Source organism: Stenotrophomonas sp. P5_B8 (genome assembly GCF_054049855.1).
In genome coordinates this window covers 1-14,349 of the sequence record NZ_JBFULO010000062.1, presented here as the reverse complement: position 1 = coordinate 14,349, position 14,349 = coordinate 1, and the positions used below count along the sequence as shown (strand labels likewise).

Genomic DNA, 14,349 nt, shown 5'->3' with positions numbered 1-14,349 from the left:
CAACGGTCCCGCCAACCCACCCACGCCAGCCCAGCCTGGTCGCCAGCACATCAAGCGCTTCGGCTTCGGCTCTGGCTTTGCTCTGGGCTGGCGCTGGCGCTGGCGCTGGCGCTGGCGCTGGCTCTCCAGCTTCTGAAACAACTTTGCCAATCCAGTCCACAACCGCATCTTGACCGCACCCTGATCCCGCATCGGCGATCATGTGCCCCTCGTTGATGAAGGTGCGCACGATGACGACCAGCAGCTACGCCTCGATCCGGCCCCTGTTGTGGCTGGTATCGCTGGCGATCTTCATGCAGATGCTGGACTCCACCATCGTCAACACCGCCCTCCCCGCCATGGCCCGCAGCCTCGGCGAAAGCCCCCTGCAGATGCAGTCGGTCGTTTTCAGCTATGCCCTCGCCGTGGCCACCTTCATCCCCGCCTCCGGCTGGATAGCCGACCGCTTCGGCACCCGGCGCACCTTCCTCGTCGCCATCATCCTGTTCACCCTCGGCTCGCTCGCCTGCGCCCTCGCCCAGACCCTGCACCAGCTCGTCGGCGCACGCGTCCTGCAGGGCGTCGGCGGCGCCATGCTGCTCCCCGTCGGCCGCCTCGCCGTCATGCGCTCGGTCTCGCGCGAAGAGTTCCTCCGCGCCATGAGCTTCATCGCCATCCCCGCCCTCATCGGCCCGCTCATCGGCCCCACCCTCGGCGGCTGGCTGGTTGAAGTCGCCTCCTGGCACTGGGTCTTCCTGATCAACCTGCCCATCGGCGTCATCGGCTACATCGCCGCCATGAACGTCATGCCCGACCACTACGCCGAGCATCGCACCCGCTTCGACCTGGCCGGCTACCTCATGCTCGCCTTCGGCATGGTCGTGCTTTCCCTCGCCCTGGACGGCATCTCCGGCATGGCCACCCCGCACGCGCTGGTCATGCTCATGACCGTCGCCGGCCTGGCCGCCCTCGTCGGCTACTGGCTGCACGCGGCCAATTCCACCGCACCGCTGTTCTCGCTGGCCCTGTTCCACGTGCCCAGCTACCGCATCGGCATCCTCGGCAACCTGTTCTCGCGCATCGGCAGCAGCGCCATGCCCCTGCTCATCCCGCTGCTGCTGCAGGTCGGCATGGGCATGAGCCCGATGAATGCCGGCCTGCTCATGATCCCCGTCGCCGCCGCCGGCATGCTCTCCAAACGCTACGCCGTCAAACTGGTCGAACGCTTCGGCTACCGAAGGGTGCTGATGGTCAACACCGTGCTGGTTGGCCTGGCAATGGCCAGTTTCATCTTCATGACACCCGGCCAGCCACTGTGGGTGCGCATCGTCCAATTGGCCCTGTTCGGCGCGGTGAACTCGCTGCAGTTCACCGTCATGAACACCGTGACCCTGCGCGATCTCGACCGCGATTTCGCCAGTTCGGGCAACAGCCTGCTGTCGATGGTGATGATGCTCGCCACGGGCTTCGGCGCCGCTGCGGCCGGCAGCCTGCTGGCCGCGTTCGACCACCTGGATGCCCTGCGCGGCGCCACCGCCGCCCTGCACGCCACCTTCGTCTGCGTCGGTGCCATCACCCTCACCTCCACGCTGATCTTCTGGCAGCTGCCCGACACCCGCCCCTCCCCGCGCGATGTGGAAGAGGTCGCTGAGTAGCATCGACCGTTGGTCCGGTGATCAGCACGCGGTCCTTGGCCCGATGACCTGCCCCGCCGCTTACCCGCGCGCCGTGCGCAACGCCCGCGCGATCGCCTCCACCAGCAGCTCACCGGTCACCGGCTTGCGCAGGAAGCCCTGCATGCCCGCCGCGCGCACCTGCTGCTCGATGCCCGGGTCGGTACGYGCGGTCACGGCGATCATCGGCATCTCGTAGCCCTGGTTGTGCAGGTGCCCGGCCAATTCGATCCCCCCCAGCCCGGGCAGGTCCAGGTCCAGCAGCACCACGTCGAACGGCGCCTCGCTGACCTCTCGCAGCGCCGCCAGCGCGTGCTCGGCATGCACCACCTGATGCCCGCGCGCGCCGAGCAGCCCGCTGATCACACTGGCCACGGTCGCATCGTCTTCCACCAGCAGAATCCGCATCGGCGGCAGCTGCTGGCCGTCGCCGCCCCCTGCGAAGCCGGCCGGCGCGGCGACAATATGCAGCGGCAGTGGCAAGGTCAGGCTGAAACAGGTGCCCACCCCCAGTTGGCTCTCGATACCGACCTGACCCTGCATCGCCAGCGCAAGCTCCCGGCAAATTGCCAGCCCCAGCCCGCTGCCACCATATTGCGCGGCCGTCCGCGCGCCATCGGCCTGCTCGAAACGGCGGAACAGCCGCTGCTGTTGATCGCTGCTGATCCCCGGACCGGTATCGGAAACCTCGAAGTACACCCCGCGATCGGCAGACAAGGTCATCGCCTTCAGGCGTACCTCGCCGTGCGTGGTGAACTTGACCGCATTGCCCAGCAGGTTGAGCAGGATCTGTCGCACCCGCACCGCATCGCCGACGCTGCCCAGACCCTTAGGCAACTGGTTGTCGACCACGAAACGCAGTTGCTTCTGCTCGGCCAGCGCCGCCATCAGGGTGCACACGTCGTCGACCAGGTTGTTCACGTCGAACGGCTCGGCCTGCAGCTGCAACCGTCCCGATTCGATCCGTGCCAGATCCAGCGCATCGTTGACCAGGTGCAGCAGGTGTTCGCCGGCATGCCGGATCGATGCGGTCCAGCTGCGCTGCTGCGGATCCAGCGCCGAGCCCAGCAACAGCTCGCTCATGCCCAGCACACCGGTCATCGGCGTGCGTACTTCATGGCCCAGGTTGGCCAGGAAGCGGGTCTTGGCGGCCGAGGCCTGCTCGGCCAGTTCCTGCTTCTGCAACGCCAGCTGGTACGCATGTTTGCGCTGCAGGCGACGTCGATACAGCCACGCGAACAGACTCATCAGCAGCAACGCCAACGAGGTCAACACCAGCAGGCCCGACAAACTGCGCCACCACGGCGGCTGCACCCGAAATTCCAGCGACTGCACCCGCGACCACACCTGGTCGGCCGAGCGCGCCTGCACCTCCAGCCGGTAACTGCCCGGTGGCAGGCGCGAGAACACCCGCTCGCCAGCCGGGCCGACGTCCACCCAATCCGGGTCGTAACCGGCCAGTCGGTAGCGATAGCTGTTGGACGAGGAATCGGCGAAGGACAGCAACCGCGCGACGATGCGCAGGTCGCGATCGGCGTCGGCGATTTCCAGCGGGGTGAGATGGGTCAGGTCGGCCACGCGGTCGCCGCGCCGCACCTCCACCCGTTCGATCACCAGCGGCGCACGCCGGTTGGACGGCCGCACCTGGCGCGGATCGAACACCACCACGCCGGCCGGCGTACCGCCGACGATGCGGCCGCTGGCGGTACGGGTCAAGGTGCTGCGGCGGAACTCCTGGCTGGGCAGGCCATCGTGCACGCCATACAGACGCACGTTGCCCATCTGCGGATCGACCCGGATCAGGCCGCGCGCACTGGCCGCCCAGACCACGCCCTGCGCATCCACCACCAGCCCGGTCGCCGAGACGTCCGGATAGCCCGCACCGCCGCCGATGACCGCCTGCAGCAGCAGCCGGCCGTTCTGCCAGCGGTACTGGCTCAGCCGTCCTTCCTGGGACAGCCACACGCTGTCGTCGGCGGCGGTGGCCACCGCATGGATCGCGCCCGGTGGCGCGCCGGGGACCGGCTCGAACCGCGACCGCGCCGGCACCCAGTGCAGCAGCCCCTGGTTGGTCGCTGCCCACAGGTGGTCCTCGCTGCCGCACATCAGGTCGAGCGCGATCTGCCCCTCCGCCAGTCCCGCATGTCCGGCGGCAATGCGGTGCAGTACCCGACCTTCCAGATCGCGCTGTTGCAGTCCGGTCGACGCGGCGCTCCACAGCCGTCCGCCATCGCACAGCGCCAGCGATTCGATCTGCCCCTCCATCGCCGCATCCACCGCCGCGTCGTTGCCCCACCGCCGCAACGCTGCCTCCTTCGGGTCGTAGCGCAACAACGCATCGCGCGAACCGATCCAGACCCGCCCCAGCGCGTCTTCCTTCACCGATTGCAGCCATTGGTTGCCGTCCACCCAGGTACGGTGCTGCACCACGCGGCCGGTGACCGGGTCGAACTTGTCCAGCGCCCCGTGCGTGCCCACCGTCCATACCCCGCCATCGGCGGCGGCGGACATGCCCAGCACGTAGCCGTTGCGTAGCGAGGACGGATCATCTTCCAGCCGCGACAACACCGAGAACTGCCACCAGCGCGGCAACAGGTGCCACAGGCCGCTGTTGGTGCTGGCCAGCCAGATCCCGCCCTCACGGTCCTCGTAGGCACCGGTCCAGTTCGGTCGCACCTGGCCGCGCGCCACGGCGCTGTACAACGGCACCTGCTGAAACTGGTTGTCGTAGGCGCGGCCCAACCCGGAGCGGGTATCGAGCCAGTAGCCGCCCTGTTCGTCGCGCAGCATCATGCCCAGGATCTGGTCACGCGCATCGACCTTCCACGGCGCCGGCTCGATGCGTCCATCCGGACGCCGCACCACCACCCCGGCATTGGTGGCCACCCACAGGCTGCCGTCGAGCTCGGCGGTAAGGCCGTTGATCAGCTGTTCGTGCAGATAGCGGCTGGACACCCGCTCGAAATCATGCCCGGTCCAGCGCGCCAACCCGGCCTTGGTCCCCACCCAGAGGCTGCCGTCGCGGGTAGTCGCCAATTGCGTAACCGAGGCGGACGGCAGGCTGCGTGGATTGCCATGCTCGGGCATRAAACGGGTGACCTTGCCATTGCGGTCGAGCCGGTGCAGGCCGCCTTCATAGGTGCCGAACCAGACCGTGCCAYCGGCGGTGGAGGTAATGCTCCAGATCGTGTTGCTGCCGATCACCGGGTGGCTGGCGCGGTCGAAGAAACGCAGCTCGCGCCGATCGGCCGACATCATCGCCAGTCCGGCGTTTTCGGTGCCGATCCACAGCTGGTTGCGCGCATCCACGTGCACGCTCCACACATGGTTGTCGCGCAGCCCATCCTCGGCACGCCACACCCGGTAGTTGCGCCCGTCGTAACGGGCCAGGCCGTCGTTGGTGGCGATCCACAGGTACCCGTAGCCGTCTTCGGCCATGCGATTGACCGTGTTGGACGGCAATCCGTCGAACACGGTGAGCTGGCGGGGTGTCGGCGGCACGGGCTGCGCGTGGCCGAGCAGCGGCCAGAGCCATGCGATCCCGATCAGGAGCAGCCAACGCAAAGGCACCACCAGTGGATCTCCCGACTCTGTCCGTGGATGCTCGCCAGGGTTGCGACCGCACCGCAGCGCGGTGGGTCGAGCCTGGGGCCAGGTCCGCATGGTAAACGGTTCGCTGCGTGGCGACGATCCACTCAGCCCGGAAGCAGCATACGCACCGCCGCGTACAGTTGATCGCCATCGACCGGCTTGTGCAGCACACCCGCCGCCCCGGCGACGGCCGCGCGTTCGGCCAACCCCGGTTCGCGCCGCGCGGTCAGGATCAACACCGGTACCTGGCAGCCCTGCGTGCGCAGCATGTCCAGCAGCTGCCAGCCATCCACGCCCGGCAGATCCAGGTCCAGCAGCATCACATCGACGCGCGCCGCTGCCACCTCGGCCATCGCCGCCAGTGCATGCCCCGCGGTCACCACGTGCGCACCGCGCGCGCCCAACACCCCGGCGTGGACCTGGGCAAGCAGCGGATCATCTTCGACCAGCAACACCCGCCATGGCGCGCCCGGCTCGCCGGCCGCGACCCCACGGCCGGGGGCTGGCTCATCGTCGCCGTCCGTGCCGGGCGCCAGCGGCAGCCGGAGTACCAGCCACCACCCCGTCCCGGAACGCAATACCACCCGCAGTTGCCCGTCCAGGGCTCGCGCGCAGGTCTGCGCGCGCTCCAGCGCCGCCCGCATCACCGTCTCGGCCGGCATCGGCAGGCCTGCCATCGGCGCGGCCTGCAGATCCAGCAGCATCCCGCCACGACCGGGCAGCCAACCGACCTGGACCGCGATCCGGCAGGCCGACAGCGCGTCGAGTAGACCCTCGATCATCACCTCCAGCAGCTGCCGCAGACGCTGTGGATCCCCGCCCACCCGCACGGGCCCGGGCAGATGCACGCATGCCGCAAAAATGCTGCCCTGCGCGCACAGCACCAGCTGCGTATGCTGTCGCCAGCGCTGCAACACGCTGAGCAGATCAAAACGGGACCATTGCAATGGCACCCGTCCGGCGTCCATGCGCGCATCGTCCAGTGCGTCGTCGAGGATGGCCAGCAGCTGCCGTCCACCGCGCTGGATGCGCGCGACACGCCGGCGCTCCCGCGGTGCCAGCGTCGAGGCAAGCAGCAGCTCGCTCATTCCGAGCACGCCGGTGAGAGGGGTGCGTATCTCATGCCCGAAGGTGGCCAGGAAGCCAGCCTTGGCATCGGCGGACTGCTGTGCCCAGCCCCGTCGCCGCGCCACGGCGCGTCGGGCGCGCATCCGCGCCACGCTGCGCCACAGTCCCCAGCCCATCACCACGCACAGCGCCAGCAGCGCGGTCAGGCGCGCAGCCCGCACGCCGGGATGCTGCCAGTCGCTGCGCTGCACGTGCAGCACCAGCTCCTGCAGGGTCGACCAGCGTCCATCGCCGCCGCGCTCCTGGTACTGCAGTACATGCTGGCCCGGCGCCAGCTGCGGAAAACCGATCGTGCCGCGACTGCGGGTCCGGCTCCAGCCCTGCCCACTGTCACGCAGCCGGAACCGGTACTGCTGCCGTGGATCGAGCTGCGCCGACAGCACCCGCGCGGTGATCTGGATATCGCGATCGTGCGCATGCAACTGCAGCGGCCCCAGCGGGGGCACGGTCAGCAGATGCTCGCCGCGACGCAGCTGCACGCGTTCGATGACCAGGGCCGGCGAGGTCATTGGCCGTGCCAGCTGGGCCGTATCGAACGCCACCGCAGCGCCCTCCTCGCCAACGGCCAGCATCGTGCCCGCGTCCGCCTGCAGGCGCGCGTGCATCACCGCTTCGGGAACGCCGTCGTCCCGTCCATACAGGCGCACCTCGCGGCGTGCCGGGGCCACCCGCAGCAGTCCGGTACCAGCGGTGGCCCACAGCACGTCGCTGCCGTCGGTGGCCATGGCCTGCAGCTGCAGCGGCGGCAGGCCGTCACGCTCGTCCAGACGAAGACGCTGCTGCAGCGCGCCGCGCTGCCACCGGTAGCGGTAGATGACCCCGGCAGCGGCGATCCACAGGCCACCGGCAGGATCGACATGCAGCGCCGTGATGTCTGACGGCGCGCCTGGGACGGTCACCAAGCGCGTCCCATTCCAACGCTTCAGACCAGCCGCCCCGCCCAGCCACACGCCGCCGTCCTGCGCGCAGTGCAGCGACAAAGGCCCCTGCACCGGCACGCCACGGGTATCGACAAGCGGCCAGCGTGCGACCGGTCGTCGATCGGCACCACGCCGTTCGAGCGCGCCATCGCGGATCCGCCAGTAGCGATCCTCGGCGCAGCTCAACTCCGCGCTGGACCTGTGCACCGCGGGGATGAAACCCTCCAGGCCACGTTGTCGCTGCGGCGCCGGTTGTGCACGGAACTGCCGCCAGAGCGGCGGCAGACGCCACACCCCCAGATGCGTCCCGAGCAGCCACGCACCGCCCTGGCGATCCTCGAAGGCCCGCCGCAGGCGTGGCATCGTGCCGTCGCCGGCCGACGCCAACCCGACCGGCGCCGCCGCGCCAGCCCCTGACGGCTGCCGCCATACCCGTTGCCCGTCAGCCCACCACTGCGCATCCTCGCGGCCGATGCCAAGCAGGCGCGCATGCCGATGCAGGGCTACCGCCTGCACGCGCGTGCCACCCTGCACGCGCCAGCGCCCGACGGCGCTGCTGATCCACGGCACACCACCGGCATCGACACCCATGCCGGTGATCGGCGCGGTGGCGAGGGCGGCAACGGCGGGCCGATGGAAGCGACCGTCGTCCCAGCGCGCGAGCCCCTGCGTGGTCCCCACCCAGAGACCACCGTCGGTATCGTGGACGAGATGTTCCACATCGCCGGGCGGGACGCCGTCGCCGCGCAGCGTGGGCAGGTACTGACGCAGGCGCTGCTGCGGGTCGAGCCGGAACAGTCCCGCGCCGCGCGCGCCGAACCAGACGCCGCCCTGTGTATCGGCGAGCAGCACGCTGATCGCCGCACCGGCCAGGGCGGGATGGCGGCTGCCGCCGAACGCATCGATGCGGGTGCGGTCCGCGGACAGCCGCATCACCACGCCCCGGCCGGTCCCCATCCACAGCCGGTCATGCTCGTCCAGCGCCAGCGCCAGCAACTGGTTGTCGACCAAACCCTGTTCGCGTCGCCAGATCCGGAAGTGACGCCCGTCGAAGCGCGCCAGGCCATCGTCGGTGGCAAACCACAGATAACCGTGCCGATCCTCCACCACCTGATGCACGGCATTGGAAGGCAGCCCATCCACCGTGGTGAACCGGAACGCTTCGGGCAACTGCGCCCGCGCACTGCCCCCGGTGCAGACCAGGAGCAACAACGCGGCCAGCATCCGGCGCAGGAGCGTCATCGTGGGTCCGTGCAGGCGCGCAGCGCCACCGCCAACGCGTCGCCGCTCAACGGCAACCGCAGGAAGCCACTGAACCCGGCCGCCAGCGCGTCGCGCTCGGCCGCTGCATCGGCACGCGGGGTCACTGCAACGCGCGGTACGCCGGGCCAACAGCGTGCCAGCAACGCAGCGACCCGCTCGCCACTGATGCGCATATCCGGATCGGCAACCACCAGGTCGCAGGCAACGGCCGGCCACGCTGCAACGTCCTCCGCCACCTGGGGCAGGCAGACCACGTGCTGTCCCTGCGCCCGCAACAGGGCCGCGACCACCGCCGTGGTATCCGCATGCGGCAGCAACAGCACCACGCGTCGCGCCGGTGCGCCCCTCCCGTCGGGTGCACCCGCCGGCGTCGCCAGTGCCGGCGGCCCGGCGACATCCGGCAGCGGCAACCGCACCTCGAAACGGCTGCCCTGGCCCGGCCGAGTGTGGACCTGGATGTCCCCGCCCATCGCCTGGGCCAGCTCGCGACTGATCGCCAGCCCCAGTCCGCTGCCGCCATGGCGTGCGAGCGTGACCGCACCGTCGGCCTGTTCGAAACGCTGGAACAGGCGCCGCACCTGCTCGGCGCTCATGCCCGGGCCGGTATCGGTCACCACCAACACAAGACCACGGCCGCCCGCGCCGCACCTGGCGGATACCTGGACACTGCCCTGCGCGGTGAACTTCACCGCGTTGCCGATCAGGTTCAACAGGATCTGGCGCAGTCGCCGCACATCGCCCAGCAGCCATCGCTGCGGTTCGATGCTGCTGTCCCAGGCCAGGCGCAGCTGCTTGGCCGCAGCCACCGGCAGCAACAGGGCGTGCAGTTCATGCAGCAGTGCCGCCGGGGCGAACGCGCCGGGCTGCAGATGCAGGCGTCCGGCTTCGATGCTGGCCAGGTCCAGCGCATCATCCACCAGTTGCACCAGGTGCCGGCCGGCGCGATGCAGGCTGTCGGCCTGTGCCCGCTGCCGCACGCTCAGCGGTGCCTGCAGCAGCAGTTCGCTCCAGCCGCAGACCACCGTCATCGGCACCCGGATGCGGTGTCCCAGCCGCCCCAGGAAACGGGTGCGTTCGGCCGAGACCCGTTCCGCGCGGCGGTGCTGCAGACGCGCCGCAAGCAGGCGCCGCCGCCACCGCGCCAAGCGGGTGCCGGTACGGCTCGCCGTCAGCAGCGCGAGTGCGGCCGCCAGCGTCAGGCCGATCCTGCCGGGCAGGGTCTGCCACCATGCCGGCGCCACCTGCAGCGCAACGTCCCGCGGCGCCGACCATGGCCCATCGCCATGCCGCGCCTGCACCGCCACCACATGCTCGCCGACAGGCAGGCGCGCGAAGATGCGTTGCGCTACCGGGCCGGTGTCCACCCAGTCCGGATCATGTCCGGCCAGACGGAAGCGATGCTGAATGCGATCCGGATCGCCTGGGCCCAACAGGTTGACCGCAATCTGGATGTTGCGATCGGTACTGGACAGCGACGTCGGTGCCACTCCCGACCGCAGGTTAAGCGCCGTACCGCGCCGCTGCAGTCGGACCGCATTGATCACCAGCGTCGGTACCGGTTGCGGTTGACGCACGCTGCCCGGCTCCAACAGCAACAGCCCGCCTTCGCGCACCGCCGCGGCCAGCGCGCCGGTCGCCACCCGCACCAGGCGCTGGCCAAGAATCTCCTGCACCGGCAGGCCATCGGCGCTGCCCAGTACGCACACCTGACCGTCGCCCGGGTCGAGTCGGATCAGGCCACGCGCCGCGCCGGCCCACACGGTGCCGTGCGCATCCACCGCCAGCGCGTCGGCGCGCAGCAGCGGATAGCCGGACGCCGCATCGAAGCGGCGCACTCGCCGCAGCCGTTGACCCTCCCAGCGGTGCTGCTCCAACGCATCCTGGCGGCTGAGCCAGAGGCTGCCATCGTCGCCCTCGGCAACGGCCGCCAACGGCGTGCCCTGCACTTCGGCGGCCACAAAGCGCCGGCGTGTCGCATCCCAGTACTTGAGCCCCTCGCGGTCGGTCGCCCACAGCATCCCGGTGCGGTCGCACAGCAGTTGGCGCGCCGCCCGGCCACGCGCAAGACCCAGCGCCTGCGGTGCATCGGCATGCAGGCGCACGCCGCCGGCCGACCACTGCTGGATCTGTTGCGCGTGGGCCAACCAGACGCTGCCATCCGGACACGCCTGCAGGTGCATTGGCCCGTCGCCGGAGGGCAGCGCCAGCGGCCAGCGCCGGACCTCGCCGCGGGCCGGGTCGTAGCGCAGCATCTGCCCGGCGCTGGCGATCCACAGACGTTGCCGTGGGTCTTCGGCCATGCCCACGGCCACCGCACTGAAGCCTTCGTGCGGATACGTCAGGTGATCGCTGCTGGCACCGGTGCGCAGGTCCAGCCGCTGCAGACGTCCCTGGCTGCCGGCCACCCACAAGCGCCCGTCGCGGGAAGCGGTCAGCGCGAGCGCGTAATGACTGCGGATACCCGGCAGGCCGTTGGCCGCGGCCGGCAATGCGGTGAACGCGCGCCAGCGCGCCGGCAACCGCCACAGCCCGTGCGCACGGCTGAGCAACCAGATGTCGCCGCGCTGGTCCTGGAGGGCCTGGCGCATCTCCACGCTGCGGGCACGTGGGCCATGCACGGGGCGCAATGCCACCGGCTGCGCGCGTGGCCCGCGATGGAGCATCAGGCCGGCGGCCTGCTGTTGCCACAGCACACCGTCGGCGCTGCGCAGCAGCGGTCGACCCGGCGCGACCGGCTGCAACGCGCCGCCAGCGGCAGCAACGGTCCAGGCCGTGTCCGTGCTGCCCACGTGCATACCGCCGTGCGGGTCGGGCCAGAGCATGTGCACGGCCACGGTCTGCACGCCGACGCGCTGGGCGCGCCCGTCGCGGATGCGACGCAGCCCTTGCGAAGTGCCCACCCACAGCATCCCGTCGCGATCCCGGGCCAATGCGGTGACCGCATCGGCCGCGGTGTCCACACGCTGCCAACGCGGGTTGTCGCTGGCGTGACGGTACAGGTGGCGGTCCGCCCCGATCACCCACACCGCGCCATCGCCGCTGCTGGCAATGGCGTGGATGGTGCCGCTGCGTACCGCCAGCGGCGCCTGTTCGTCGGGACGTTCGAAGCCGCTGCGATCGGCAGGCATCATCACCACTCCCTGCGACGCGGTGCCCAGCCACAGCCGATCGTGGGAGTCGATGTGCAGTGCGTGCAACACGGCATCGACCAGCCCGTCCTCGCGCCGCCAAACCCGTGCGCGCCGCCCATCAAAGCGCATCAGGCCGTCGCTTCCGGCCAGCCACAGATAGCCGGTCGCGTCCTCGGCCATGGCCTGCATGCCGGCGTTCGGCAGGCCCTCGCGAAGCCCCAACTGGTGCGGCCACGGCAGGTCGAGCACGGTGGCGGCCGTGGCGCACGGCCACACCGCGAGCAACGCAGCCAGCCAGAACCCGCACTTCCAACGCCGTGCCACACCGCAGGCCACCGGTTACGTCAACCACGTCACAGTCATCGCACTGACAATAGAGTGATCGAACTGCCAGTGCGGGTTCCTGCCATGCGCTGGATCACATCTTGCTGAGTTGAAGTTCGCATCGATCGCCACTGATCGAAACACCCCGCCTATCTCAGCATGCAGCAGGATGCCCTCAGCCGTCCGGCTGTCGCCCCGCACGCGCCGTTGCGATCGCATCGACCAGCAGGTCGCCGGTGACCGGCTTGCGCAGGAAACCATCGAACCCGCTTTCCAGCACCTGCTGTTCGGCGTACGCATCCGAGCGCGCGGTAACCGCGATCAGCGGCAGCTCGTAACCCAGCGCGCGCAGTTGTCCGGCAATGGCGATGCCATCCAGCGCCGGCAGGTCGAGGTCGAGCAGGCCCACATCGAACGGCCCGGCCGACACCTCGGCCAACGCAGCCAATCCGTGCAGCACGTGCACCACCTCATGACCGCGCGTGCGCAACAGCCCGGCAATCACGTCGGCCACGGTCGGGTCGTCTTCCACCAGCAGGATCCGCAACGGTGGCAACTGGATCCGCGCGGCGTCTTGCGCGTGGCTGGGTGCGCCGCCGCGCCGCAGCGTCCACGGCAGCGGCAAGACCACGCTGAAACGCGCGCCCTGGCCGGGCCGGCTGTCGATGTCGATCCGTCCGGCCATCGCCACCGCCAGTTCCTGGCAGATCGCCAGACCCAGCCCGCTGCCGCCGTACCGCGATGCCGTACGCGGACCATCGGCCTGTTCAAAACGGTGGAACAGGCGCTGCTGCTGGTCGGCGCTGATCCCTGGACCGGTATCGGTGACCTCGAAGGCCACGCCCAGGCCATCGTCGAGCAGCTCCACGCCCAACCCGACATGGCCGCGCTCGGTGAACTTGATGGCATTGCCGAGCAGGTTCATCAGGATCTGGCGCACGCGCATTTCATCGCCACTGACCTGCACCGGGCCGGGCAGGTTGAAGCTGCGTTCGAAGGCCAGGCCACGGTGGTGTGCCATCGGCTCCATCAGTGCCTGCACCTGGGCCAGCATCGACATCAGATCGAACGGACGGATATCCAGTTCGAGCCGGCCCGCTTCGATCCGCGCCAGGTCCAGCGCATCGTTGACCAGCCGCAGCAGATGGGTGCCGGCATGCTGGATCGACGCGGCATAGCCCCGCTGCAGGTCATCCAGCGGCGTGGCCAGCAACAGCTCGCTCATGCCCAGCACGCCGGTCATCGGGGTACGCACCTCGTGCCCGAGCGTGGCCAGGAACCGGCTCTTGGCCTGGGAGGCGTGTTCGGCGATCTGCTGTTTGTGCACGGTCAGCTGCCATTGCTGGCGCCGGCGCAGCCGCACCCGCGCCACGTACACCACCACCGCCACCAGCAGCAGCCACAACACCAGGTACGCCAGGATCGCCCCGTTGCTGCGCCACCACGGCGGCAGCACCTCCACGCTGAGCGTGCGCGACGGCGTCCATTGCCCATGCGAGGTGGCCGCCTGCACATCGATGGCGTACTGCCCCGAGGGCAGGCGCGACAACAGGCGTTCGCCGTCGGAGGCCTGCATCACCCAGTTCTGGTCGTACCCGGAGACCCGGTAGCGATAGCGGTTGCCCTGCGGATTGGCGAAGGACAGCAGGCGGGCGGTGACGATCAGGTCGCGGTCTTCGGGACCGAGCACGATCGGCGCGTCCGGCGGCAGCGATTGCTGGCCCTCGGCGTCGTCGCGGCGCACCTGCAGGTTGTCGATCACCAGCTGCGACGGCGGCAGCGGCAGGTCGGCCGCATCCGGGTCGAACCCGACCAGCCCGGTAGCCGTGACCGCCAGCAGGTGGCCATTGGCGGCACGCACCGGCGGCCGGCCACTGAACTCCACATCCGGCAGGCCGTCGCGTTCGCCGTACAGCCGTAGCTGGCGCTGCTTGCCCTGCCAGCTGAGCAGGCCGCGCGGGGTGGTCGCCCACACCCGTCCCTGCCGGCCGATCACCAGCCCGCCCATCGATACCGGCGGCACGCCCTCGGCGCTACCAACGCGCTCGCGCAGGGTCATGCTCAGGCCATCCCAGCGGTAGCGCTCCAGTGCGCCACTGCGCGCCAGCCACAGCTCATCCGCACCGATCCAGGCCATGTCGAAGATGTTGCCCGGTGCAATCCCCGGCACGTGCTCGAATCGGCCCTCGTTCCAGCGCATCAGGCCCGCCTCGCCCATCACCCACAGTTGCCCGCGTGCATCGAACAGCATCTGCTCGATCGAGGTGTCGGTCAGCCCTCGGTCGGCGTCGATGCGGATCGTGTCGAGCAGCGTGCCCTCGGCATCGCGGCGCTGGATGC

5 protein-coding genes are annotated in these 14,349 nt (G+C 69.9%); 1 reads left to right on the top strand and 4 read right to left on the bottom strand.

Going from position 1 to position 14,349, the window contains the following annotated elements; genetic code table 11:
* The first annotated feature begins 230 nt into the window (after positions 1 to 230).
* Positions 231 to 1,634: a multidrug transporter subunit MdtD gene (gene mdtD, locus ACXJKH_RS05650; protein WP_256775804.1), complete on the top strand. Its 1,404-nt coding sequence runs from the start codon at positions 231 to 233 to the stop codon at positions 1,632 to 1,634.
* A 60-nt stretch (positions 1,635 to 1,694) separates the two neighbouring features.
* On the opposite strand, the gene ACXJKH_RS05645 is transcribed toward mdtD, so the two are convergent.
* The 4 genes from ACXJKH_RS05645 to ACXJKH_RS05630 all read right to left on the bottom strand — a co-directional run.
* A complete protein-coding gene (locus ACXJKH_RS05645; protein ID WP_457318608.1) occupies positions 1,695 to 5,225 on the bottom strand; it encodes an ATP-binding protein in 3,531 nt (1,176 codons plus the stop codon).
* Between the two features lie 122 nt (positions 5,226 to 5,347).
* On the bottom strand, positions 5,348 to 8,533 hold the full coding sequence (locus ACXJKH_RS05640; RefSeq protein WP_457318607.1) for a response regulator: 3,186 nt from the start codon (positions 8,531 to 8,533) through the stop codon (positions 5,348 to 5,350).
* On the bottom strand, positions 8,530 to 12,009 hold the full coding sequence (locus tag ACXJKH_RS05635; protein WP_457318606.1) for an ATP-binding protein: 3,480 nt from the start codon (positions 12,007 to 12,009) through the stop codon (positions 8,530 to 8,532). The genes ACXJKH_RS05640 and ACXJKH_RS05635 overlap by 4 nt, the downstream gene beginning before the upstream one ends.
* 175 nt (positions 12,010 to 12,184) lie before the next feature.
* The coding region (locus tag ACXJKH_RS05630) for an ATP-binding protein (RefSeq protein WP_457318605.1) at positions 12,185 to 14,349 on the bottom strand (2,165 nt) is incomplete at its 5' end.

Excerpts from the sequence above, each read along its gene's own strand:
- ACXJKH_RS05640 (WP_457318607.1), bottom strand. The coding sequence starts at position 8,533 with ATGACGCTCCTGCGCCGGATGCTGGCCGCGTTGTTGCTCCTGGTCTGC.
- mdtD (WP_256775804.1), top strand. The coding sequence starts at position 231 with ATGACGACCAGCAGCTACGCCTCGATCCGGCCCCTGTTGTGGCTGGTA.